21 protein-coding genes and 1 pseudogene are annotated in these 23,823 nt (G+C 50.5%); 18 read left to right on the top strand and 4 right to left on the bottom strand.

Going from position 1 to position 23,823, the window contains the following annotated elements:
* Position 1: 1 nt before the first annotated feature.
* Together C2M29_RS15160 and C2M29_RS15155 are read left to right on the top strand one after the other, a co-directional pair.
* A complete protein-coding gene (locus C2M29_RS15160) occupies positions 2–829 on the top strand; it encodes a DUF481 domain-containing protein (RefSeq protein WP_105190586.1) in 828 nt (275 codons plus the stop codon).
* Between the two features lie 15 nt (positions 830–844).
* Entirely contained in the window at positions 845–1,279 is a 435-nt protein-coding gene (locus C2M29_RS15155) for a hypothetical protein (RefSeq protein WP_105190585.1), read from the top strand.
* A 53-nt stretch (positions 1,280–1,332) separates the two neighbouring features.
* Here C2M29_RS15155 and C2M29_RS15150 read toward each other — a convergent pair whose 3' ends face one another.
* Positions 1,333–1,818 (bottom strand): FKBP-type peptidyl-prolyl cis-trans isomerase, encoded by a 486-nt coding sequence (locus C2M29_RS15150; RefSeq protein WP_105190584.1) that lies wholly within the window; start codon positions 1,816–1,818, stop codon positions 1,333–1,335.
* Positions 1,819–1,831: 13 nt separating this feature from the next.
* Positions 1,832–2,737 carry a CAF17-like 4Fe-4S cluster assembly/insertion protein YgfZ gene (gene ygfZ / locus C2M29_RS15145; RefSeq protein WP_105190583.1) on the bottom strand — a complete coding sequence of 302 codons (906 nt, stop codon included), beginning with the start codon at positions 2,735–2,737 and terminating at the stop codon, positions 1,832–1,834.
* Positions 2,738–2,881: 144 nt separating this feature from the next.
* On the opposite strand from ygfZ, the gene C2M29_RS15140 reads away from it, so the two are divergent.
* Both C2M29_RS15140 and C2M29_RS15135 read left to right on the top strand, forming a co-directional pair.
* The gene (locus C2M29_RS15140) at positions 2,882–3,133 is read left to right on the top strand and encodes an FAD assembly factor SdhE (RefSeq protein WP_105190582.1); all 252 of its coding nucleotides are present in this window, start codon (positions 2,882–2,884) and stop codon (positions 3,131–3,133) included.
* Positions 3,114–3,542: a protein YgfX gene (locus C2M29_RS15135; RefSeq protein WP_158684745.1), complete on the top strand. Its 429-nt coding sequence runs from the start codon at positions 3,114–3,116 to the stop codon at positions 3,540–3,542. The genes C2M29_RS15140 and C2M29_RS15135 overlap by 20 nt, the downstream gene beginning before the upstream one ends.
* On the opposite strand, the gene nadB is transcribed toward C2M29_RS15135, so the two are convergent.
* Complete coding sequence (gene nadB, locus C2M29_RS15130; protein WP_105190580.1) at positions 3,526–5,133, bottom strand: L-aspartate oxidase; 1,608 nt, start codon at positions 5,131–5,133, stop codon at positions 3,526–3,528. The genes C2M29_RS15135 and nadB overlap by 17 nt on opposite strands.
* A 209-nt stretch (positions 5,134–5,342) precedes the next feature.
* Between nadB and rpoE the strand changes: the two genes are divergently transcribed.
* The 11 genes from rpoE to C2M29_RS15075 all read left to right on the top strand — a co-directional run bounded on the left by rpoE (position 5,343) and on the right by C2M29_RS15075 (position 16,063).
* On the top strand, positions 5,343–5,924 hold the full coding sequence (rpoE, locus tag C2M29_RS15125; RefSeq protein ID WP_105190579.1) for an RNA polymerase sigma factor RpoE: 582 nt from the start codon (positions 5,343–5,345) through the stop codon (positions 5,922–5,924).
* A gap of 1 nt (position 5,925) precedes the next feature.
* Entirely contained in the window at positions 5,926–6,531 is a 606-nt protein-coding gene (locus C2M29_RS15120) for a sigma-E factor negative regulatory protein (protein WP_105190578.1), read from the top strand.
* A 6-nt stretch (positions 6,532–6,537) separates the two neighbouring features.
* A complete protein-coding gene (locus tag C2M29_RS15115; protein WP_105190577.1) occupies positions 6,538–7,479 on the top strand; it encodes a MucB/RseB C-terminal domain-containing protein in 942 nt (313 codons plus the stop codon).
* Positions 7,480–7,487: 8 nt separating this feature from the next.
* Complete coding sequence (locus C2M29_RS15110; RefSeq protein ID WP_105190576.1) at positions 7,488–7,937, top strand: SoxR reducing system RseC family protein; 450 nt, start codon at positions 7,488–7,490, stop codon at positions 7,935–7,937.
* A gap of 68 nt (positions 7,938–8,005) precedes the next feature.
* A complete protein-coding gene (gene lepA / locus C2M29_RS15105; RefSeq protein WP_105190575.1) occupies positions 8,006–9,793 on the top strand; it encodes a translation elongation factor 4 in 1,788 nt (595 codons plus the stop codon).
* A 21-nt stretch (positions 9,794–9,814) separates the two neighbouring features.
* Positions 9,815–10,750, top strand: a complete 936-nt coding sequence (gene lepB / locus C2M29_RS15100) for a signal peptidase I (protein ID WP_105190574.1) — start codon at positions 9,815–9,817, stop codon at positions 10,748–10,750.
* Between the two features lie 2 nt (positions 10,751–10,752).
* On the top strand, positions 10,753–11,430 hold the full coding sequence (rnc, locus tag C2M29_RS15095; RefSeq protein ID WP_105190573.1) for a ribonuclease III: 678 nt from the start codon (positions 10,753–10,755) through the stop codon (positions 11,428–11,430).
* Positions 11,420–12,331, top strand: a complete 912-nt coding sequence (gene era / locus C2M29_RS15090) for a GTPase Era (protein WP_105190572.1) — start codon at positions 11,420–11,422, stop codon at positions 12,329–12,331. Before rnc ends, era begins: the two co-directional genes overlap by 11 nt.
* Positions 12,332–12,335: 4 nt before the next feature.
* Positions 12,336–13,031, top strand: coding sequence for a DNA repair protein RecO (gene recO, locus C2M29_RS15085; RefSeq protein WP_105190571.1), 696 nt, complete (start codon positions 12,336–12,338; stop codon positions 13,029–13,031).
* 6 nt (positions 13,032–13,037) lie between these two features.
* The gene (gene pdxJ / locus C2M29_RS15080; RefSeq protein WP_105190570.1) at positions 13,038–13,769 is read left to right on the top strand and encodes a pyridoxine 5'-phosphate synthase; all 732 of its coding nucleotides are present in this window, start codon (positions 13,038–13,040) and stop codon (positions 13,767–13,769) included.
* Between the two features lie 602 nt (positions 13,770–14,371).
* A complete protein-coding gene (locus C2M29_RS15075; protein ID WP_105190569.1) occupies positions 14,372–16,063 on the top strand; it encodes an MBL fold metallo-hydrolase in 1,692 nt (563 codons plus the stop codon).
* Positions 16,064–16,725: 662 nt separating this feature from the next.
* On the opposite strand, the gene barA is transcribed toward C2M29_RS15075, so the two are convergent.
* Positions 16,726–19,485, bottom strand: coding sequence for a two-component sensor histidine kinase BarA (barA, locus tag C2M29_RS15070; protein ID WP_105190568.1), 2,760 nt, complete (start codon positions 19,483–19,485; stop codon positions 16,726–16,728).
* Positions 19,486–19,565: 80 nt separating this feature from the next.
* Between barA and rlmD the strand changes: the two genes are divergently transcribed.
* The 3 genes and pseudogenes from rlmD to mazG all read left to right on the top strand — a co-directional run bounded on the left by rlmD (position 19,566) and on the right by mazG (position 23,813).
* The gene (gene rlmD / locus C2M29_RS15065; protein WP_105190567.1) at positions 19,566–20,876 is read left to right on the top strand and encodes a 23S rRNA (uracil(1939)-C(5))-methyltransferase RlmD; all 1,311 of its coding nucleotides are present in this window, start codon (positions 19,566–19,568) and stop codon (positions 20,874–20,876) included.
* Between the two features lie 8 nt (positions 20,877–20,884).
* Positions 20,885–23,049, top strand: a pseudogene (gene relA / locus C2M29_RS15060) (GTP diphosphokinase).
* Positions 23,046–23,813 carry a nucleoside triphosphate pyrophosphohydrolase gene (gene mazG, locus C2M29_RS15055; protein ID WP_105190566.1) on the top strand — a complete coding sequence of 256 codons (768 nt, stop codon included), beginning with the start codon at positions 23,046–23,048 and terminating at the stop codon, positions 23,811–23,813. Before relA ends, mazG begins: the two are co-directional and overlap by 4 nt.
* The last annotated feature ends 10 nt before the right edge of the window (positions 23,814–23,823 follow it).

Raw genomic sequence — 23,823 nt, 5'->3', positions numbered from 1 at the left:
TATGAGGTTTTTGGTAGTCCTTCTTGGTTGTTGCAGTTTGAGTTGTTGGGCGGTGGATCCGTTTGAAGACTTTCACGAATACGGACAGTTAACGGATGCCGAGATCCATGAAATACACCAAGGTGAAATGTTCTATGGTGATGCCGAGTTTGGCTTTATCGTCACCCAAGGCAACACCGACTCGACCAGCTTTAAACTGCGCGCCAATGTCTATCAGGACTTCACCCATTGGCGAAACCAGTTTAAATTCGACTCCCTATACCGTCGCGATGTTGACGGTGAAACCGGCGAAGAAACCATTTCCGCGCAGCGCTTTTTTGTTTCCGGACAATCCAACTATAAAGTGGGCAACGAAAACGCCTCCTTGTTCTTGTACGGCGACTATGAAGACGATGAATTCTCCGGTCTGGACTATAAGGCCACGGTGGCAACCGGATACGGCAACCGCCTGTATCGGGGTGTGAAAAATACCGTGGATTTTGATATTGGCCCGGGACTCTATGTGTCTAAGGCGGATGTTGAAGAGGTTGAAGGCGAGGGCGAAGTCGAGCAGAACGATGGCGATGTAACCGGCTACCTCTTGCGTCTTGCCCTGCAGTGGGAGCGTAAGGTATCCAAACGCACTCGTTTTAACCAGTTTATTAGTGCCGAACAATCCCTATCCGGGTTAAACTCACGGTTAAAGTCGGAAACCTCCTTAATTAGCCAGATCATGGGCCAGTTATCGCTCAAGTTTGCCTACTTATATCGCTATAACTCCAAACCGGAGACGCAAAAACGCACCTATGACTCCGAGTTGAGTGCCACCTTTGTCTACAGTTTTAACTAAAAGAGTTTAATTTCTATGTATCAGCATAAACAGTATGCCTGGGCTATTTTGGCCATTATCCTGTGGATCGGCACCTTTGTCGGTATGGCGTTTTACCTGATGGGCAGCGATGGCCCCATGTTGTTGTTTGCGGCCATCCTGGCGCTTTGTGCCTTCTTATTTCATGGCCTGACGGTGCGAGTGGACGAGCAAGGGGTGGAATGGTTTTTTGGCCCGGGAATTGCGAAAAAGCGTTTAGCCTTTAGTGAAATCAAGTCCGTGGCCGTAGTCAGTAACTCGTTTCGTCACGGTATTGGTATTCGCATCACCCATGATGGTTGGGTCTACAGTGCCAACGGCTTTGCCGCGGTGGCCATTGAGCTCCAAGATGGCACCTTTTTTCGCGTCGGCAGTAATGATGCCGAGCAATTGGCCGAGGCCATCAATAAGCACTTGCTAAGGCATTCATGAACGTAAGGTAAAAAGGACGCATCTGCGTCCTTTTTTGTAGCTAAAACGCTTTGTTAGTGATCGTGGCCGCAGCCGCCAGCACCATGCACATGACCATGTGCCAGCTCTTCGGCGGTAGCATCACGAACATCAACCACTTCAACGTCGAACTTCAAGGCAACGCCGGCTAGCGGGTGGTTACCGTCAACGATCACGTCTTCGCCTTGGATATCGACGATGATCACCGTTTGCTCGCCGTCATCCGTGGTGGCACGAAACTGCATGCCAACCTCAATATCCATGCCTTCGAACATGTCCTTTGGTACCGCTTGCATGAGTTGCTCATGGCGTTCACCGTAGCCGTCTTTTGGTTCAACTTCGACGCTAAAGGTGTCGCCGGCCTGTTTACCCTGAAGCGCTTGTTCAAGGCCAGGGATCAAAAAGCCAGTACCCACGATAAATACCAGAGGCTCGCCATCGAAGGTGTTGTCTATGGTGTTGTCCGCTTTGTCGACCACACTGTAGTGCATCGTCACGACTTTATTGTCAGCTATATTCATAATGTATTCCAGATTAATCTTCTGTCAGTGAGTAAGGCAAAGGTGCAATGGTGAAGAGCACCTGTGGAGCGTGTTTTGCGCGAAGCTGAACATCTTGCTCAGTATCATTTGGCAACACGGCGAGGCCAAAAAGTTCGCCATTGGCGCTGGCTTGGGCGATAAGTGTGCCGGCTCGGCGCCAGTTATCACCAACCTGGCGCTCTAAGTCGAATGGGTTTTGATCTTCATCGAGCTGGGGTGCTAACACACCCTCATGCTCAGCCCGAAGCACAAACATGGCACGCTTGTTTTTACCAAGGTATTTCATGCGCGCCACGGTTTCCTGGCCGGTGTAGCAGCCTTTATTAAAACTAATACCACCGAGTGCCTGGAGGTTCACCATCTGCGGCACATAGGCGTCGATGGCGGCGGTATTCAGGCTCGGCTCCCCGGCTTTTATTTGCGCGCAGGCAAACTCATCGCTGTTTTGCGGCTCGGGCAGGACGCTGCTATCACCGATAAACAGGGCGCGCTGATCATCCAGTAGCAACACTAAATTTTCTTGCCATTGCTGGGCATTGCCGCTGATGTCGATATTTAAGTGGCTAACAAGCTCGGCTTTAGGCGCCAGCATCCCAAAGACCTGGGTATCGAGTTGTTCGATATCAACCTTACTAAAGACCGCGTATTTCTTTAATTCGGCAAGGGCAAATTTTGCCTCGGTATTTGAGCAAATAAGCACATAGCCTTGTTGATACTGGCTAATACGAAAGCAGGCCCACAGCTTGCCTTTGGCATTGCAGTGACCGGCCCAACGCCAGGTGTTGGCATCTATGTCGTTAACGTCTTGCGTCAACTGGCCTTGCAGGTAAGATTTCGCATCGTCACCATGAACATAAATGGCGGTGTAATCGGTGCTATAAACCGACAAAGTGGACATGCATGACTCCTTATGTGCACGAGCAATTACTGTGCTTAGTGTAACGTAAGCACTTCTTTGATGACAGCGCCTTGGCGTAAAATTGCTGTGTGCCGGAGGAGATTTTGCTACACTGCTGGGCAGCAGACTATTGAGAGGAAAACAATGGCGAATTTAGATAGTAAGGCGCGTTTACGTTGGGCATGTCGTCGCGGCATGTTGGAGCTGGATGTATTGTTTATGCCATTTGTCGAGCAGGGCTATGATGCCTTAAATGATGACGACAAAGCGGTGTTTCAACGTTTGCTGGAGGCGGATGATCCAGATTTGTTCGCTTGGTTTATGGGCCATGAGCAATGTAAGGACCCAGAGCTAGCGCGCATGGTTAAGATCATCCTTGACCGCGTTCGTGTATAGCGGCGCCTTCTTTAGCAATATCCCACAGCACCGCCCGGTTATGGCGGTGTTTGTTTTTGCCTATGTACTTTTGTTGTTGGCGCAACCGCAGTGGCTATGGGCGCTGTGTAGTGCTGTGACGCTGGTGCTGGGTTACTGCCATTTTTGGCGTCGTTTTAGTCGCTGTTGGCCACACCAGGGCAGCTTGGTTATCCAGGGTCAGCGTGCAGAAGTACATCAGCCGCACGCCAGTATAAGCGGTCGCTTGTTGAGGCAATCCCGGGTTTACCCCGGTCTCATTCATTTGCAGCTAAAAGATGATATTGGCGCCAAGCGCCATCACTTTTTTATTGCCGCCAAGGCGATGACGCCCGAACACTTTCGTGAGTGTGCTCGGGCAGTACAAGTGGCGCTTAGTCAGCAGGAGTGAGCTCGGTTATACGGGCCTCCGGTAGGTGATCCGGATAATCCAGGGTGTAGTGTAGGCCACGACTTTCCTTGCGTGCCAGAGCACTGCGGATAATTAACTCGGCCACCTGCACCAGGTTGCGCAGCTCCAGCAGATCATTGCTGATGCGGAAGTTGGCATAATACTCATGAATTTCCTGCTGTAGCAATTCCACTCGGCGCAGGGCTCGTTCCAGGCGTTTGGTGGAACGCACTATGCCGACGTAATCCCACATAAAGAGTCGTAATTCATGCCAGTTGTGGGTGATCACAACTTCTTCATCCGAGTCGGTTACCCGACTATCGTCCCATTCCGGCAGACTAGTTGCCTGATGCGGTAAATCCAGCTTGGCCACTATGTCCCTGGCCGCGGCGTGGGCAAATACGATGCATTCCAACAGGGAGTTGCTGGCCATGCGGTTGGCACCGTGTAAACCCGTGTAGGCTACCTCGCCGATGGCGTAAAGGTTATCTAAATCGGTTTTGCCGTTAAAGTCGGTCATCACCCCACCACAGGTATAATGGGCCGCCGGCACCACGGGGATGGGCTCCTTGGTAATATCGATACCCACGCTTAAGCACTTGGCATAGATAGTAGGGAAGTGCTCGATAATAAATTCTTTATCTCTATGAGAAATATCCAGGTACACGCAATTGGCACCCAGGCGTTTCATTTCAAAGTCGATGGCTCGCGCCACCACATCACGCGGTGCCAGTTCGGCGCGCTCATCAAACTCCGGCATAAAGCGGGTGCCATCGGGGCGCAGTAAATAGGCGCCCTCACCACGCATTGCCTCAGTGATCAAAAAGTTTTGCAACTTGGGATGATACAGGCTGGTGGGATGGAATTGGTTAAACTCCATATTGGCAACGCGACAACCGGCCCGCCATGCCATGGCGATGCCATCGCCGCTGGCCACATCTGGGTTGGAGGTATAAAGGTAAACCTTACTGGCGCCGCCGGTGGCCAGGGCCACAAAGCGGGCGCTGATAATTTCGACCCGCTCCTTGGCGCGGTTAAAGACGTAAAGGCCATGACAATGCTTGCCTTTTTTGCCGAGTTTGGCATCGGTGATCAGATCGATGGCGTTGTAGTTTTCTAGCAAGGTAATATTGGGATGGGCTAACACCCGCTCGATCAGAGTCGTTTGCACCGCACGGCCGGTGGCATCGGCGGCATGTAAAATGCGGCGATGGCTATGGCCGCCTTCACGGGTAAGGTGGTAGCGTTCATGACCCTTGTCATCGGTTTCCATATCGAAGGGCACGCCCTGGTCAATCAGCCAGCGCATGCAGGTTTTGGCATTGGAGGCGGTGTAGTGCACTGCCTCACGGGAGCACAGGCCGTCGCCGGCGGCCAAGGTGTCTTCAACATGGGATTCGATGCTGTCGTTTTTCTTATCGAATACCGCAGCAATACCGCCTTGGGCGTACAGGGTTGAGCCCTCGTTTAAGGCCCCCTTACTGATTACGGTTACTTGGCAATGGTTGGCGAGGGACAGTGCCAAAGACAGACCAGCGGCACCGCTGCCGATGATAGCAACGTCGCTGTGATGTTGTTTATTCGGGTTCATGTTATAGTGTTGAGCCGAGGTTTATATTACCTATTATGTTGCCTCTATATGTATCATATTTGCCGCCTGGGCACGACTGAAGTTAACTAAGAACAGAAAAAAAATGCAGTATTTGCGAACTTTTTCTTTTCGACCCAGTCAGACTGAGTGTATTTGGTAGCTTGGATACAATACGAAAAGCAAAATAACGCAGAGGAGTACCGGCTCGAATGAGCGAGCAGGATTTGGATTTAGCGCTGGTAAGAAAGGTTCAACAGGGAGATAAAAATGCTTATAACCTGTTGGTCGCCAAATATCAGAACAAAGTAGCAGGATTGATATCGCGTTATGTTGCCAATCAAGGTGACATTGCAGATGTAGCTCAAGAGGCCTTTATTAAGGCGTATAGGGCGCTGCCTAATTTTAGAGGCGATAGCGCGTTTTATACATGGCTGTATCGTATTGCCGTTAACTGTGCAAAGAATTACCTGGTTGCGCAAGGGCGTAGGCCGCCGGCAAATGATGTCGATGCTGAGGATGCTGAGTTTTACGAAGGCGCGAATTCACTGCGTAGTAATGCCAGCCCTGAAAACTTGCTGTTAAGTGACGAGGTAAGAAACGTCATTTTTGCCACCATTGATAAGCTACCTGAAGATTTAAAAACAGCCATCACTTTACGAGAACTAGAAGGGATGAGCTATGAGGAAATCGCCGCGGTGATGGACTGCCCAGTTGGCACGGTGCGTTCACGTATATTCCGTGCCCGTGAAGCGATAGACAATAAGTTAACTCCGTTAATAGGTGAGTCGTAATATGACTAAAGCAAAGTGTAGTGAGCAGGACAAAGCCTTTATTTCTGCCTTGGTGGATAATGAAGCCAGTGTCGATACGCTTGACGTTGCTGATGTAGATACCGATACATTGGCTCGTTACAGCCTTATTGGCAATGTGATGCGCTCCGAAACAGCACCTAGCATCCAGTTAGATATAGCCGCGCAGGTAGCCCAACAACTTGAACAAGAACCGGTTCATGCGCAGTTTGATCAGCAGTCCATATCTGGCGATGAGATGCCACAGCAGGATAACGTGATCCGCGGTACCTGGTGGCGTGGCATTACGCAAACGGCCATTGCCGCAAGTGTGGCCGTGGTTGCGGTACTTGGCGTACAGCAATACGGGGCAACGGGTAATAGCACCGATGAACTACCGCCATTGCAGTCAAATCCATTTATTGGTGCGGCCTCACCGGTGAGCTATTCTTCAGAGCCGGCACTGGAAAACGCCGAGCGTGGCTTACGCGAATTACAACAGCAGCGCATTGGCGCCCTGGTGTTGGAGCATCAGCGCCAAACCCGTGAAGCTGCGCATCTAGCGAGCAATGAAACCAACAAAGATGAGCAAAAACAACAGGAACAATAATCGTTAATGAAGTACCTTTATGTTGTGCTATTGAGTCTGTGGCTGTTCCCGGCGCAGGCTATGTCGGAGATGACCGCCAAGCAGTGGCTGGACAATATGGCCAGTGCGGTCAAGCAGCGCAACTTCGTCGCCTCATTTGTGGTGGTGAAAGACCGCGCCATGGAGCCTTATCGTTGGAGTCACGGTATTCATGAGGGTCAGGAGCTGGAATTACTGACGCTCCTCAACGGCGCCGGCCTGGAAATGGTGCGCGTTGACGATCGTGTTACCTATTACGAACCCCAGGCTCAACCCTACTCGGTAAAAACCTCGGCGATCAGCGGTCCTATCCCGGAAGTGCTGTTCGGCAACGTTGAACAATTGGCGCAAAACTACAATTTTGTGCTTGGCAACAAGGGCCGCATTGCCGGTCGTCCGGCACAGCTGTTGCGCATCGAAGCCAAAGATCAGGACAAGTACAGCTATTGGGTTTGGCTGGATACTGAAACCTCATTACTGCTTAAATCCGCCTACGTAAATAATCAGGGCGAATTTTTAGAGCAATTGCAATTAAGTCATATCAATGTCTCGGAAACTCCCGCTCCAGAGCTACTCGAGATCAGCCGCCGTGAATTCCCAGCGCCTTTGCCGCGTAATGAAGAACCAAGCGATCAGGGCAGCTGGCAAATAGGTTGGTTACCTCAGGGCTTCGAGTTGCTTAAATCCGATCGCCATAAACTCAATCTAAACAACGAGCTGGCGGATTATTATTTGTATTCCGATGGTCTGGTTGAGGTCTCGGTGTTTGTCCAGCGGCCCCTGGCTGGTCAGCGCCCGAGTGGCTCTTTGACCTCAGGAGCCACCACCATTTATATCCATAACGCCGGCGCATTCGATGTCTCGGTGATCGGTAATATTCCCGTCTCTACGGCAAAAAATATTGCCGAGTCGGTACAGCGACCCCTATAGCTAAGCCCATGATTGAACAAGTTCTTACCGTGGTCGCCGTCAAGGGCGACACCGCGTTTTTACAAGCCGAGCCCAAGCCGGCTTGTGCCGGTTGCAATGGCAAGTGCGGCTCGCAAGTGTTCGCCAAGCTGTTCGGCACAGATAAAAAGCGTTTTCCTTATCAATTTTCTGAGCCCGTGAGCGTGGGTCAAAAGGTGAAACTGGCCCTCGATGACTCGCACATAGTGATGAGTTCATTTGTGGTTTACATCTGGCCGCTGCTATTCGCCTTGGTGACTGCGGTGCTGGTACAGACATTTTTAGGTGTGGGTGAAGGCCTGCAAATAGGCGCCGCCTTTACCGCTGGAGCGTTTGGTTTTGTGCTTGCAAAACATAGGCTTAAGCGCGTTGTTCATGATGTGAAAGTGTTAAAAATTTACCCTTTGAGCTTACCAGTTTCGCAAAGAGATGGTGATTAGCGTCAATTACAGGTAAAATTGGGCCTTTGTTTACCCGAGCTCAGTTTTAAGAAGTCAGAATCCAATTTATGAAGCATATCCGTAACTTTTCGATTATCGCCCATATTGACCATGGTAAATCGACCCTGTCCGATCGTTTGATCCAAGTGTGTGGCGGGTTGACCGACCGCGAAATGCAGCAGCAAGTATTGGACTCAATGGAGCTTGAGCGTGAACGCGGTATTACCATCAAGGCGCAGAGCGTAACTCTTAACTATACCGCCAAAGATGGTGAAACCTACCAGTTAAACTTTATCGACACCCCGGGACACGTGGACTTCTCCTATGAAGTATCTCGTTCGTTGGCGGCCTGTGAAGGGGCGCTGCTGGTTGTTGATGCCGGTCAGGGTGTAGAAGCACAAACCCTGGCTAACTGTTATACCGCCATCGAAATGGATCTGGAAGTGGTGCCAATCTTAAACAAGATTGACCTGCCTCAGGCCGATCCACTGCGCGTGGCCGAAGAAATTGAAGACATTGTTGGTATCGATGCCACCGATGCAGTGCAGTGTAGCGCCAAAACCGGTGTGGGCATCGACGAGGTATTAGAGCGTATCGTTCGTGATATTCCGCCACCGCAAGGTGATAGCGATGGCCCGCTCAAGGCGTTGATTATTGACTCTTGGTTCGACCCGTATCAAGGCGTTGTATCGCTTGTGCGCATTATGCAAGGTGAGCTTAAGTCCGGCGACAAGATTAAGATCATGTCGAACGAGCAAGTACATATTGCCGACAAGGTGGGTATCTTTACCCCGAAACAAACCAACACGGGTGCCCTAAAAACCGGTGAGGTTGGCTTTATTATCGCCGGTATTAAAGAGATCCATGGTGCCCCTGTAGGTGACACCATTACTTTAGCACGCAACTCAGCCGAAGAGCGTCTACCGGGCTTCCAGCGCGTTAAGCCGCAGGTTTATGCCGGTATGTTCCCGATTTCATCGGACGAGTATGAATCATTCCGTGATGCCCTAGATAAGCTGAGCCTTAACGATGCATCGCTATTCTTCGAGCCGGAAAACTCAACGGCCCTGGGCTTTGGTTTCCGTTGTGGCTTCCTGGGAATGCTGCACATGGAGATCATCCAGGAGCGTTTGGAGCGTGAATACGATATCGACCTGATCACCACGGCGCCGACCGTAGTGTATGAGGTAGTAACCAAAGATGGCACGATTCAAATCGATAACCCGTCAGAGTTGCCACCGGTCAATGATATCATTGAAATTCGTGAGCCTATCGTTGAAGCCAATATTCTGGTGCCGCAAGAGTTCCTGGGTAACGTAATTACCCTGTGTATTGAAAAGCGTGGCGTGCAAACCAAGATGACCTACCACGGCAAGCAGGTAGCGGTGACTTACGAACTGCCCATGGGTGAAGTGGTGATGGACTTCTTCGATAAGCTGAAGTCAACCAGCCGTGGTTTTGCCTCGTTGGATTACAACTTTAAGGAATTCCGTACCGCCGATATGGTACGTGTGGATATTCTTATTAATGGCGACCGTGTCGATGCCCTGGCCATTATTTGTCACCGCGACAACGCCCAAGGCCGTGGTCGTGAATTGGCAGAAGCCCTGCGTGAACTTATTCCACGACAGATGTTCGATATCGCTATTCAGGCGGCTATCGGTAACCATGTTATCGCCCGTTCAACGGTTAAACAGCTTCGTAAAAACGTAATCGCCAAGTGTTATGGTGGTGACGTAAGCCGTAAGAAAAAGCTCCTGCAAAAGCAGAAAGAAGGTAAGAAGCGTATGAAGCAACTGGGTAACGTTGAAGTACCGCAAGATGCCTTCCTGGCGATTTTGAAAGTCGGCAAATAATAACAATAAAGGACACCGCTGATGGCTGGATATTTTTCCGTATTTTTAGTGCTGCTAACCCTGGGTTCGGGCCTGATCTGGTTAGTTGACCATCTGGTTTATGCGCCTAAACGTAAAGAGCGCATTGCTCTTGCCGAAGGGGCGACGGGTAAGCCACTGGACGAAGAAGTGAAAGAGGAAATCGCCCCGGTGCCGGTAATCACCGAGCATGCTAAGTCGATTTTCCCTATGATAGCCATCATTACCGTGTTTCGTTCGTTCCTGTTCGAACCCTTTCAGATCCCATCGGGCTCCATGATGCCTACCTTGTTGGTGGGTGATTTTATCCTGGTACAAAAATACTCATACGGTATTAAGGACCCGGTATGGCGCTCGGAGCTGGTGGCTACGGGCAAACCGGAGCGTGGCGATATTGCCGTATTTAAGTTCCCGCCAAAGCCGGAGCTGGATTTTATTAAACGTGTTATCGGTCTTCCCGGCGATACCATTGTTTATCGCAATAAGCAGTTGTATATCAAACCACATTGTGAACAAGGGCAAACCGAGCAGGGCGACTTGCTTTGTGGCGAATACAATAAAATTGCACTAGAAATAATTAACAGAGACGAGTTTATGCAATCGGGCCAACAACTTGTGCGTCTTGAAGAAGACCTCGACGGCCTGAAGCACGATATTTTAATAAACCCAAGACTGCCCGAGTTTAAGAGTAAGTACTATCAACAACAAGGCACTAAGATTGACGAATGGACTGTCCCAGAAGGTCATTATTTTATGATGGGCGACAACCGCGACAATAGTGAAGATGGTCGTGCTTGGGGATTCGTTCCAGAGCCTAACCTGGTAGGTAAAGCGGTATTTATTTGGATGAGTTTTGAATTTGAAAACACACCCGCCGACGTCTTACCAAGTTGGGTTCCAACCGGTGTTCGTTTTGAACGCCTAGGTAATATTCAGTAACAATGAAGAAAAACGTAACAGAACTGTATAATAAAATTGGATATAGCTTTACTGACCAGGGCTTGCTTGAGCAAGCCCTGACCCATCGTAGCCATAAGGGCCAGCATAACGAGCGCCTGGAGTTTCTTGGTGACTCGATTTTAAGCTTTGTCATCGCCAACGCCTTATATCACAAGTTTCCCAAGGCTCGCGAAGGTGACCTTAGCCGCATGCGCTCCACCTTAGTGCGCGGCCAGACCCTGGCCGAATTTGGCCTTGAGTTTAACCTCGGCGAATACCTGCGCCTGGGGCCGGGTGAGCTTAAAAGTGGCGGCTATCGCCGTGAGTCGACCCTGGCCGATGCGGTAGAAGCCATTATTGGCGCCGTGTTCCTCGACTCGGATATCGACACCTGCAGTGAGTTGGTACTGCAATGGTACGCCTCGCGCCTAGACTCTATCTCTCCGGGCATGAATCAAAAAGATCCAAAAACCCTGTTACAGGAGTTTTTGCAAGCCCGTAAATTACCCCTGCCGGGTTATACGGTCATCGATACCAAGGGTCAGGCGCATAACCAGACCTTCACGGTAGAATGTATCGTTGAAGGAATGGAAAGTATTATCTCTGTGGGCAGTTCGCGCCGTAAGGCCGAGCAAAAAGCCGCAGAAAAAGCCTTAAAGATATTAAAGAATGACAGCTGATACGCACACACCGCCACATTGTGGCATGGTGGCCATTGTGGGCCGCCCTAACGTAGGTAAATCGACCCTGCTTAATAAGATTCTCGAGCAAAAGGTCAGCATCACCTCGCGCAAGCCGCAAACCACGCGTCACCGCATTATGGGTATTCATACCGAAGACAATTACCAAACCGTGTATGTAGACACTCCGGGCCTGCATGTGGAAGAAAAGCGTGCCATTAACCGTTTAATGAACCGCGCCGCTTCCAGTTCTATCGGTGATGTCGAGCTGATCATTTTCGTGGTTGAAGGCACCCACTGGACCAACGATGACGAAATGGTGTTGAACAAGGTCTGCGCCGGTAAAACCCCAGTGCTCTTAGTGATGAATAAAACCGATCAGGTGAAAGATAAGGACCTGATCCCCAAGCATATGCTTTGGCTCAGTGAAAAAGGCGACTTTGCCGGCATTATTCCGGTTTCCGCCAAGAACAATCGCAACCTGGACTTAGTCAAAAAAGAAGTGCGCAAGCGCATGCCTGAAGGCGACTTCTATTTCCCGGAAGACTATGTCACCGATCGCTCTATGCGCTTTATGGCCGCGGAAATCGTCCGTGAAAAGCTAATGCGCTTTATGGGCGACGAGTTGCCTTATTCCGTGACCGTAGAAATCGAGCAGTTTAAATGGCAAGACAATGGCGTATGGCAGATTAACGCCCTGATCCTGGTTGAGCGCGAAACGCAAAAGCGCATGGTCATTGGTAACAAGGGTGAAAAGTTGAAAACCATCGGCCGTGAAGCCCGTCGCGATCTCGAAGAGATGCTCGACAACAAGGTTTTTCTTGAACTTTGGGTCAAGGTTAAATCCGGTTGGGCCGACGACGAACGTGCCCTGCGTAGCCTGGGTTACGGCGAAGACTAAGCCCATGAACGCGGGCTTTGAGCGCGCCTTTTTAATGCATCGACGGGCCATTAGCGACTCGCAATGGCTGGTCGATTTTGTGGTCGAAAATCGCGGCCTGATGCGCATGATAGCGCGCCTTAGCGGCAAGCAGGCCATTAAGCATAAAGCCCAGTTACAACCCTTTCAAGCGCTCCTTATTCGCTATCAAGGCAATGGCGAGCTCAAATACCTGCAACACTTTGAACTCGATACGGCGCTGCCGCCACTGCGCGGCGATAAGCTCTATTGTGGCTTTTATATGAATGAATTGGCGGCGCGCATCGTCCCCATCAATGAGCCGCTGGAGCAGATATTCTCCCTCTATTCGCAGCACTTGCAGGAGCTCGCAGGAGCTAAAGATCCGGGTGCCAGTTTACGCTGTTATGAGTTGCAGCTGTTGGAGAGCCTGGGCTATGGCGTCAACTTTGACAGCGACTATCAGGGCGATGCCATTGATGCCAAAGGACAATACGATTACTATCCCGAGCAGGGTTGGGTGCGCCAGGCGCAACCGGTGCAGGGTTATGGATTTAGCGGCACGCATATTCTCGCGTTTGCCCGTTATGATTTTTCCGAGCCGCAAGTACAAAGGGCGGCGAAGCATTTTTGTCGTTATATACTCAAACCCTTGCTTGGCAACAAACCACTAAAAAGCAGAGAACTATTTAAATCAAGGTAAGGCAGCATGAAAGAGATTCTACTAGGCGTTAACGTTGATCATATCGCCACTTTACGTCAGGCCCGAGGCACCACTTATCCGGATCCGGCCCATGCCGCCGCGGTTGCCGAGCATGCCGGCGCCGACGGTATCACCATTCACCTGCGTGAAGACAGACGTCATATTCAAGACCGTGACGTCTATGTGATGAAAGATACCATACAAACACGTATGAATCTGGAAATGGCGGTGACCGAAGAAATGCTGGCCATTGCCCTGGAGGTAAAGCCGGCCTTTGTGTGTCTGGTGCCGGAAAAGCGTGAAGAGTTGACCACAGAAGGCGGCCTGGATGTCGTCGGGCAGTACGACAAGGTGGCCGATGCGGTAAAACGTTTAAGCGATGCCGGTATTAAGGTGAGTCTCTTTATCGATGCCGATGAAGCGCAAATCGACGCCAGCGTCAAAGCCGGCGCCCCTTATATTGAAATTCACACCGGCGCCTATGCCGATGCCGAAAACGACGCCGAGCAAGCGGCAGAGCTTGAGAGCATCCGTGCTGGCGTACAATATGCCCACGCTCAAGGCCTGGTAGTTAACGCCGGTCATGGCTTGCACTATCACAATGTAAAGCCTATCGCAGCCATGCCAGAGATTTACGAACTTAACATTGGCCATGCGATCATCGCCCGTGCCGCCATCGATGGCATGGAAAAGGCCGTACGTGATATGAAACGTCTGATGTTAGAGGCGCGGGCCTAAGAGGGAAGGGGGTTGCCTGTAGGTCAGGTTTTGCTGACATGGATGGCGGTACTAGGGTAACGCAGGAGCAGTTACCTAGCGGCCTGACAACCTTGTTGTGGGCTGATAGATTTTGTCGCGTTGGCGACGACAACCAAAGGGCGGTTTGCGCCAACCGCCCCTTGGAACCCCAAGGCGCCCCAGCATTTGCTTGTTGCCTGCGCGTGCCCAAGTGGCTAACGCACCCGGCGAAACTCAACGTCCTGTTTCGATTCGCCTAACTTGACCATCCTAGGTCAAGTTGTGCTACCCCCCTTAGCCATGCTCGGCGCAAATGCACGGGGAGGCGATACCTGTTACTTCAGAGTTTGCTGATGGGCTGATAAGTGCATTTGCCGACGCTCAGCGTAATGCCTTGTTCCTCTATGACCTTGAAAAAGCAGGCGATAGATCTGAAAGCAGTCATTTCTAATGGCTCGATTTAAATCAACATTTAGCAATGTCGTTCGCTTATTGTGTTAATCTCAGCTTGTAGATTATCCGATCTGTAAATATTCAAATCGACTCTGATTTTACGTTTATTTTAACCTGACCCCATTTTTTTAAAGATAAAAAGGAACTTTATGGAAATTAAATTTATTGGCGCAACAAAAGGAGTTAGTGGCTCTTGTACTTTATTGAAACACCTTCGACAAGACACGCTATTTTTAGTTGACTGTGGGCTACATATTGGGCAAGCCGAAGCTGACTGGATCAACAAGCAGGACTTTCCCTTTAATCCAAGAGACATTCGTTTTGTATTGCTTACTCATGCTCACCTAGATCATTGCGGTTTAATTCCTAAGCTATACAAAGACGGATTTAATGGAAAAGTTTACTGCACCAAAGCTACAGGAGAGCTCGCGCGAATAGCGATGATTGACTGTGCAAAAATTGCTAACTTTTACGATATAACAGATGTTAAGCTGGTAGATTTTGAGTATGTAGACATTAGACCTAACTCTGGTTGGGGCAGGCTATTTGGACTCACGACAGACTTACGGGTTTCGTTTCTTAGAGGTAGTCATATTCTTGGAGCGAGCAGTATTTGCATCAACTGGGCTTTCGAAGAGGACCCTGATAGAAAAGGTAAAACGATCTTATTTAGCGGTGATGTGGGGTGTAATTTTGATGGGCGTGAGTACCTTCCTTTACTCAAAGCCAATCAACTACCTTTTAATGACACCGATTATATCGTTATAGAATCTACTTATGGTGGCAGGAAGAGAGAGGAGAAGTTCAAATCAGATGCCAGCAGGTTAGACGCCCTCGAAAACCTGATATTAGATAAAGTAATTAACAAAGATGGCAAATTGTTCATCCCCGCTTTTTCTATACATAGAACGCAAGAAATCATTTATGACATCTACCGAGTGATGTTGTCTCTAATTGATAAAAGCGTTATACCTCAATACCTAGAAGATCGTGAAGGTTACGTAAGTAATAAGTTCGCTATCTACGTTGATTCGCCAATGGCAGTTAAAGCAAACCGTACCTACCTAGAAGAGCTTTTCAAAGTTAATTCTAAGGAGAAATATCCCTATAAAAGTAATGCAATGAGTGCTCAAGATGTTGAAGCCCTAAAGGAAATCTTTGAGACAAATAATTTTACATTCAAAGATAATGACGTGGTCCTCGGCTACATTAATTTGATTGATCGAGTCAGGCATGCAAACAAGCAAGGTAAAAAGAAAACTAAGAAACCAAGCACATACGGACAAACTGAAGGAATAGGTCAGCGAGGTAGCATTATTATTGCGAGCGCAGGTATGTGCGAAGCAGGCCCGATTGTAAGCTACCTTGATGAATTTGGTAATGACCCTAAAAACACAGTTGTGATTACGGGTTTTCAAAGCTTTGGTAGTCGAGGCAGAATGATATTGGATGGTAATGATTCGAGCATAAACGGTGAAGTTATTGATTTATCTCCATACTATTCAGCTCATGCAGATGAAGACGGTTTGATTGATTTTTTATTTTCACTAAAAGAAGGGGATAACACTGTAAAGCAAACAACAGTTTTCATTAACCATGGAACTACAGACTCAAAAAATGACCTTGAAGAAGCAATTAAAGAAAGAGCGGCCGAAGAGAATCCTTGCAACAGAAAAATCGCTAAAGTAGTAACACTCGATGGTAGTCATGATTGGTTCAACCTCAATTCAGGTAAAGAGTTTTCAGTTGAAGAATATGATATGAAAAAAGAAATTGCTATATTACACAAAAAAATTGACAGTTTGATTTCGTTGATTTCTAAGTCATCGTTGATAGATTAAGAAATTTCAAACAAACATATAAGAGTGGGTGCATTACGTTGTAGTTTTATTCTCCTAAATCAACTAGCACAGCTTACATTTTACAGGCATTGAAAATGTACTGGTGTCAATCATAAGATCAAATAGCTGTTATTAGCCACATCAAGGTTAATGACAGCTATCGGCCTGAAGTTACGACTCTGTTTAGCCTTGATGAACGTCTGCTTTAAGGAAAAGGTGCTTAATGCAATTGTCTGTAAATCGCTCCTAGCCATCTAACAGATTGCGATAGCCGTAATTCGAACACAGGTGTATCAGTCAGGCCCCGTGCATTTGCGCTGAGCATGGTGGGGTTGGTAGTACAACTTGACCTGGGATGGTCAAGTTAGGCGAATCGAGGCAGGGATAGCCGAGTTTCGCCGGGTGCGTTAGCAACACCGACAGGCGAAGAATCAAGCAAATGCTGGGGTGTCCTAGGAGTTCTTAGAGGAAATGGACAAGCATTTCCTCTAAGTCGAAGTCGGCGAACCGACAAGATCTCAATACGTAGCGCGGTGTTACTTAATTGCCTCCTAATCTAGAAGCAAAGCACCGGCCTTGTTATTTGCGAGCAGGAAACTCATCCAAAACCTGGGTGCCAAGGGGGCTGGCCCCCTTGGGTGTGATGGTAATCACACCAGCGGTCACAACGAGTTGTTTTTCTCCAACCCCGCATCCGTCATCAAATTCCTAAGCTCATCGAGCAACTCCAGCAACTCGGGCTCGATATCATTGATGCTGGCCTGCTCCTTCATGGCCGTTTCAATCAGCTCGGCGAGCTTCTTCAGCTTCGGCACTCCGGTATAACAACAGGCGCCGTGGAACTTGTGAATAATAGACAGCAGGCGCTGATGATCCTTGGCGGCGATGGCGTCTTCTATCAGGCTGGCGGTCTCGGGAATGCTCAGCAACAGCATGTTCAGCATTTCGTGAGCCAGGTCTTCCTTGCCGCCGGCGCGCTGCAGGGCGAGCTCCCAGTTCAGGCCATTGCTGGTAAAGGGCGGTGTGCTTAGGGCGCTCTTGTTGCCGTGGCGCTCACGCAGACGCTTATGGTCGGCGCCGTGCTCCATCAGCACCTCGCAGAGCATGTCTTCGTCCAAAGGCTTGGTGAGGTAGCTGGCAAAGCCGACGTCCTTAAGCTGCTCCTTTTCGCCGCTTAGGGCATGGGCGGTCACGGCGATGATCGGCGTATCCTCATTGAGGGAGGACTCGCAAATCAGCTTACAGGCGGTAATACCGTCCATAATTGGCATCTGAATGTCCATAAAGATCATATCGTATTTATGGCTTTTACAGACTTCCACCGCCTGGGCACCGTTATGGGCGGTGTCCAGCTCTTCGACCTGCTCTTCAAGCAGGGCGCAGATCAGTTTCAGGTTGGCGTCGTTGTCGTCCACCACCAGGGCCTTTAACGGCAGGCGGCTGGCCTTGCGGTCCTGGGTGTGAATGGTGGGGTGGTCGAGACGATAGGGCGCCGCCAACATTTCACAGAACTTGCGATGATTAATGGGTTTGCTGAGGCAACCGTCGGCTCCGCTGCCAACCAGGGCCTCGCGCATATTGTGCGACACCGTATTAAGCAGCAAATAGATATAGTCGCTGTGCGGGCGCACCAGGGTAATAAGCTGTTTCATCAGCGCCATGGACTCGACGCCGCCGGCATCGCCGAGCACGCAGATATCGAATGTGAAGGAGCCGCTTAACACCTGCTCAAGTTCTTCCAGGCTGCGACAACCGCTTACATGCACGCCCCAGGCATGCAAAATGCTGGTGGTGGCCATATAGCTGTGCTCGTTTTGCTCGAAATACAGCACCCGCTTATTGGCCAGCGAGGCACAGGGCAGCTCGCTTTGGAAGTGATGGTCCGGCAGTTTAAACACCGCATTAAAGGTAAAGCAGGTGCCTTTGCCCGGCGCGCTGTTTAGAGTGATGCGTCCACCCATGGCTTCCACCAAATGCTTGGTGATAATCAGCCCCAGACCGGTGCCGCCAAATTTACGGGTGATGCTGGAGTCGGCCTGACCAAAGGGAGTAAACAAGGTGTCTTGTTTATCCATGGCAATGCCCACGCCGGTGTCTTTTACCGAGATCAACAAGGAGGTGCGCTCATCGGCCAGCAGGCGACTGCTGATATCTATATTAATCTCACCCTGCTCGGTAAACTTAATGGCGTTACTCACTAAGTTGGTAAGTATTTGGCGAAAACGGGTCGGATCGCCAAGCAGTTGCTCCGGTACATTGGGGTTAACATGAATCGACAGCTCCAGGTTTTTCTCATGGGCGCCGGGGGCGAGCAGGGTCAGCACCTCGTTTACCGCATCGCGTAACTGGAACTGAATGCTTTCCAGCTCCATGGCGCCGGCTTCGAGCTTGGAGAAATCGAGAATATCGCTGATGATGCTGAGCAGGCTGTTGGCCGAGGCCTCTATGGTATCGAGGTAATCTTTTTGGCTCTTATTCAGCGGCGTTTTATAAAGCTGGCGGGCAAAGCCGATGACGCCGTTAAGCGGGGTGCGCAGCTCGTGACTCATCTTCGCCAGGAAGTCCGACTTCACCTTGTTGGCGGCCAGGGCCTCGCGCTTGGCGATATTCAGCTGAATATTTTGGGTTTCATACTGTTCCAGGGTTTCCTGGTAATCAGCGGTGGCCTGGTCGATATGGCGCTGCATTTCGTCTTTTTCATCGGCCATGTATTCGGTGATACTTACCAAGCCTAAACGCAATTGCTCCAGCTCCCCCTGCATGGTCTGGGTGATATTTTGTGGTTCTTCGCCACGGGCGACCTCACCGGTGGCACGCACCAGGCGCGACAGAGGCTGGGTGATCATGCGGCTGAGGCGTATGGAGATCGCCACGGCAAAGCCGATGGCCAACAGGATCACCGCGGCGCTGATCAAAATTGCTTTTTGTTGCTCAATCACCGCGGCCTGGCGGTTAAATTGCACCATCACAGTGCCGGCGGTTTGAAATGGCAGATGGCTTGGGGCATTGGGATCGAGTACGCCGCGATAGAAAATTAAATACTGATCGTCGCGAATGGCCTTGTTCAGGCTTTGATGCACCTCGGGAGGAATATTGGTCAGACGCTCAAAATTTCGATGCAGATTGCTGGTCACCACCAAAGAATCGCTGGCATCAAAAATGGCCACCGACTTGATCAGCGGCGAGTGCATATTGTGAATGTGTCGAGCAATACGTTCTAAGGCGGCTTTGTCGTTTTTAACTAAGGGTTGCTCTATGGCAATACTTAATGGCTCGATAATGGTGCTGCCTTGCTCGATTAGAAATTCATCCAACTCTAGGTAGCGATTTATAGTAAAATAACCGCCGAGCAATAGACCAATCACCACAGTAGGCACCAAGGTCAGGATCAGGACTGAATCCCGAAGGCCTAGTCGGTTCATAAGCAAACAAATAAATGAGACTGTGTTAAGTTTAGGTTATAGCTTACACCGATCTTTAGCAATGTAAATTAGGGCGGGGCATGGCGAACTTTTTTAAGCCAAGTAAAAAACAAGTTAAAAATCAAACGCAAGAACTAAATATCCAAAGCATGGATCACCATGGGCGCGGCGTGGCAAAAAGTAACGGCAAGGTCGTTTTTGTTAACGGTGCCTTAACAGGTGAGCGCGTGCTTGCACGTATCAATGCGGATAAGAAAAGTTATGCCGAGGCACAATGCATCAAGGTGCTCGACGCCAGTGCCGGACGGGTTAAGCCCCTGTGCCAGCATTATCAGCAATGCGGCGGCTGTAACTTGCAGCATCTTGAACTGCAGGCACAACTGGACGCCAAGCAGCAGGCGGTGGGCGCGCTGTTCGCCAAATTTACCGGCCAAAAAGACTTACCCTGGCAGGCGCCGATAGAAAGCCAGCCCTGGCATTATCGTCGCAGCGCCCGTATCAGCATTTTCCATGATAAGAGTCGTGGCCTGCAGGTGGGCTTTCGCCAGCAAGGCTCTAAGCAGATAGTTAATATTGAACACTGCCCGGTGTTGGAACAGGGCTTTGCCGAGGTTTTTGCCTTCTTTCGCACCCAGATCAATCAGCATCCGGCGCTGCGCTCCTTGTCCCATTTGCAACTGGTGGCCACAGATGAAAAGCATTACATAGTTATACGTCACACCAAGGCCATTGCCGATAAGGTACAGCAACGAGTCGAAGAGCAGGCCCGCGAGCATGACTGGACCCTGGTGTGGCAGCACAGTGCCGAGCAAAGCTTACCGGCGGCCAGTTATCATATTGACCAGGGCGCGCTGTCCCTGCAGTTCGGCTTGGATAACTTTATTCAGGTCAATGCCGAGGTGAACGAGCAGATGTTGACGCAGGCCATGCAGTGGCTGGCGTTAAGCGCCGATGAGCAGGTGTTGGATTTGTTCTGCGGCGTCGGTAACTTCTCCTTATTGGCAGCAAAGCAGGCAAAAAGAGTGGTCGGTGTTGAGGGCGTGGCCTCGGCAGTGGACTATGCTCAAGTTAATGCCCAGGCCAATGCCCTGGATAATTGCCAGTTCCATTGTTTCGATTTAACCGAACCCTTGGCGCGGGCGAGCTGGTTTGACAAAAACCTTGATGTGTTGCTGCTTGATCCGTCGCGCATGGGCGCCGAGGCCATACTTGCGCAATTACCGCTCAAACAGTTCAAACGCGTCTTGTACGTGTCTTGCGATCCCGTTACTCTGGCCAGAGACAGTAAAACGATACTGGCGGCCGGTTTTACGCTGAGCAAATTGGGGATTATGAACATGTTTCCGCACACCGGTCATATCGAAACAATGGCATTATTTACACGGGGGTAGAGTCCGCCATGGTGGCAACTAGACAGTCGCATCGCACCCATATCGAGAACTTCGACAGCGCCTTAAAGCAGCTGGCGTTAAGTGACGAAAAGTATCAGTTGGTGAAAGCCGCCGCCGATTATTGCGGCGAGCTCCGCTGCGCCGAAAATGACCGCTTGGCGCTGGAAATGGTGGAAATTCTGGCGCAACTGAATCTTGATGCGATCTCTTTGGCCACCGCCTACCTGACGCCGTATTTTCTTGCCGATAAAATCGTCATTAGTGACGTCAGTGAGGACTTCAACAAGGATGTCGGCCTGTTGCTGACGGGCGTGGAGCAAATGGCCACCATCAGCACCTTGGCTCATGCGTCCAACGGGCAGGTACAGGTGGATAAGATCCGTCGCATGTTACTGGCCATGGTCGAAGACGTGCGCGCCGTGGTGATCAAGCTGGCGCAGCAGGTATGTTATCTGCGCGAAGTGAAAAATGCCGATGAAGAAGAGCGGGTCATTGCCGCCAAGGAAACCAGTAACATTTTTGCACCGCTGGCCAACCGTTTGGGGATAGGCCAGTTGAAATGGGAGCTTGAAGATCTCGCGTTTCGTTATTTGCATCCGCAAACCTATAAGCGTATCGCCAAACTTTTAGAAGAAAAGCGGCTCGACCGCGAAGAATATATGCGTGATATGGTCAAGCAGGTGCAAACCAAGCTTGATGAAGCGGGCATTAAGGGCGAGGTTTATGGCCGCCCCAAGCATATCTACAGCATCTACAAAAAGATGAGCAAAAAGAACTATGAGTTCGACCAACTCTTCGATATTCGCGCCATGCGTATCGTGGTAGATAAGATTCAGGATTGTTATGGCGCCCTCGGCGTAGTGCATACCAGCTGGCGTCATCTGCCTAAAGAATTCGACGATTACGTCGCCACGCCAAAACCTAACGGCTATCAGTCCATCCACACCGTGGTTTTTGGCCCCGAGGGCAAAACCGTGGAGATTCAAATTCGCACCGCGCAGATGCACGAGGATGCAGAGCTCGGTGTGGCCGCGCACTGGATGTATAAAGAAGGAGCGCTGGGCGGTCGCGACAGCGGTTATGAGCAAAAAATCAGTTGGCTGCAAAAAATTCTGCAATGGCAAGAAGAAGTGGTCGACGGCACAGACCTGGCCGATGAACTGAAAAACCAGGTGGTGGAAGACAGGGTCTATGTCTTTACCCCGCGTGGCGATATTTTCGACTTGCCCTATGGCGCCACGCCGCTGGACTTTGCTTACTATATTCATTCCAACGTTGGCCATCGCTGCATAGGTGCCAAGGTATTTGGCAAAATTGTGCCCTTTACCTATCAATTGCAAACCGGCGATCAGGTTGAAATTCTTACCCAGAAAGAGCCGAACCCGAGCCGCGACTGGTTAAACCCATCGCTTGGCTATATTCGCTCATCACGGGCACGGGCGAAGATCCATCACTGGTTCAAACAGCTCGATAGAGATAAAAACCTGCAGGCCGGTAAAGACATTCTCGATAACGAATTGCAGAAGCTGGATCTCACCTACAAGGATCTCGACCCGGCCATTAAGCGCTTTAACTTCACTAATCTGGATGACCTGCTGGTGGCCATAGGCGCCGCCGATGTGCGTTTAAACCAACTGTTGAATTTTGTGCAGAACAAGGGCGAGCCCGAGCCGAAATTAAGTTTAAGCAGCATAGTCGCAGCACCAAGGCGGATAAAAACGGCATAGTGGTGGAAGGCGTTGGTTCGCTGATGAGTCATATGGCCGGCTGTTGTGAGCCGGTGCCCGGCGATGCCATCTGTGGTTATATCACCCAGGGCCGCGGCATTGCCGTACACCGCAGTGACTGTGAGCAGTTTGCCACCTTGCAGGCGCGCCATCCGGAGCGCATCGTCGAGGTGAGCTGGTCGGAAAATACCAGCAGCGACTTTGCCCTGTCTATTAAGGTGGAAGCCACTGACCGCCAGGGGCTGATTCGCGATATCAGCTCGGTGCTGGCCAATGAAAAGGTCAATGTGCTGAGCATGAACGTGAACACGGTGGACGAGAAACAGCTGGCGATTTTCAATATGAAGATTGCGGTGTCGGATTTAAGCAGTACCAACCGCTTACTGACCAAGCTGATGCAAATCGAGGGGGTGTATGACGCCAGTCGCGTGGGTGCGGGGGGATGAGTCATAACGCCATTGCCGAGCTGCAGGCCATCATGGCCAAGCTGCGCTGCCCCGATTCCGGTTGTGAGTGGGATCTGGCACAAACCTTTGAAACCATAGTGCCGCACACCCTGGAAGAAGCCTATGAGGTGGCCGACACCATAGAGCGCGGTGCCTTTGATGAGCTTAAGGCGGAGCTTGGGGATCTGCTGTTTCAGGTTATCTTCTACAGCCAGCTGGCCAGCGAGCAACAACTGTTTGACTTTAATGCCGTGGTTGCCGAGCTCAATGGCAAACTCAAGCAGCGCCACCCCCATATTTTTGCCGATGGCCAAGCCCAGGACAACTGGGAAACGCGCAAGCATCGGGCCCGCCTGGCCCAAGGGCAGCATCATCTGCTCGATGATATTCCCGCTAACCTGCCGGCGCTCAGTGCCGCCAATAAGATTCAAAAGCGCGTTGCCGCGGTGGGCTTTGACTGGCCGAGCGTCGATGGTGCTCTGGACAAGGTCGCCGAAGAAGTGCTTGAGGTGCGCGAAGCCATAGACAATGACCCAAATAGTGAGCACTGCGCCGAGGAAATTGGCGACCTGCTGTTTGCTACGGTAAACGTTGCCCGCCACCTAGGGCATGACCCGGAGCAACTGTTACGCCGGGCCAACCGCAAGTTTAGCCGTCGCTTTAACGGTGTCGAGGAGCAGCTGGCAGCACAAGGGCTAGACCTGCAAAACGCCGATTTAGCGCAGATGGAAGCGGCCTGGCAGACAGTAAAAGAGCGCGAATAAGGACGCTCCC

The organism is Pseudoalteromonas sp. T1lg48, assembly GCF_002964785.1.
Lineage (GTDB): Bacteria > Pseudomonadota > Gammaproteobacteria > Enterobacterales > Alteromonadaceae > Pseudoalteromonas.
This window is presented reverse-complemented; position numbering and strand designations above follow the sequence as displayed.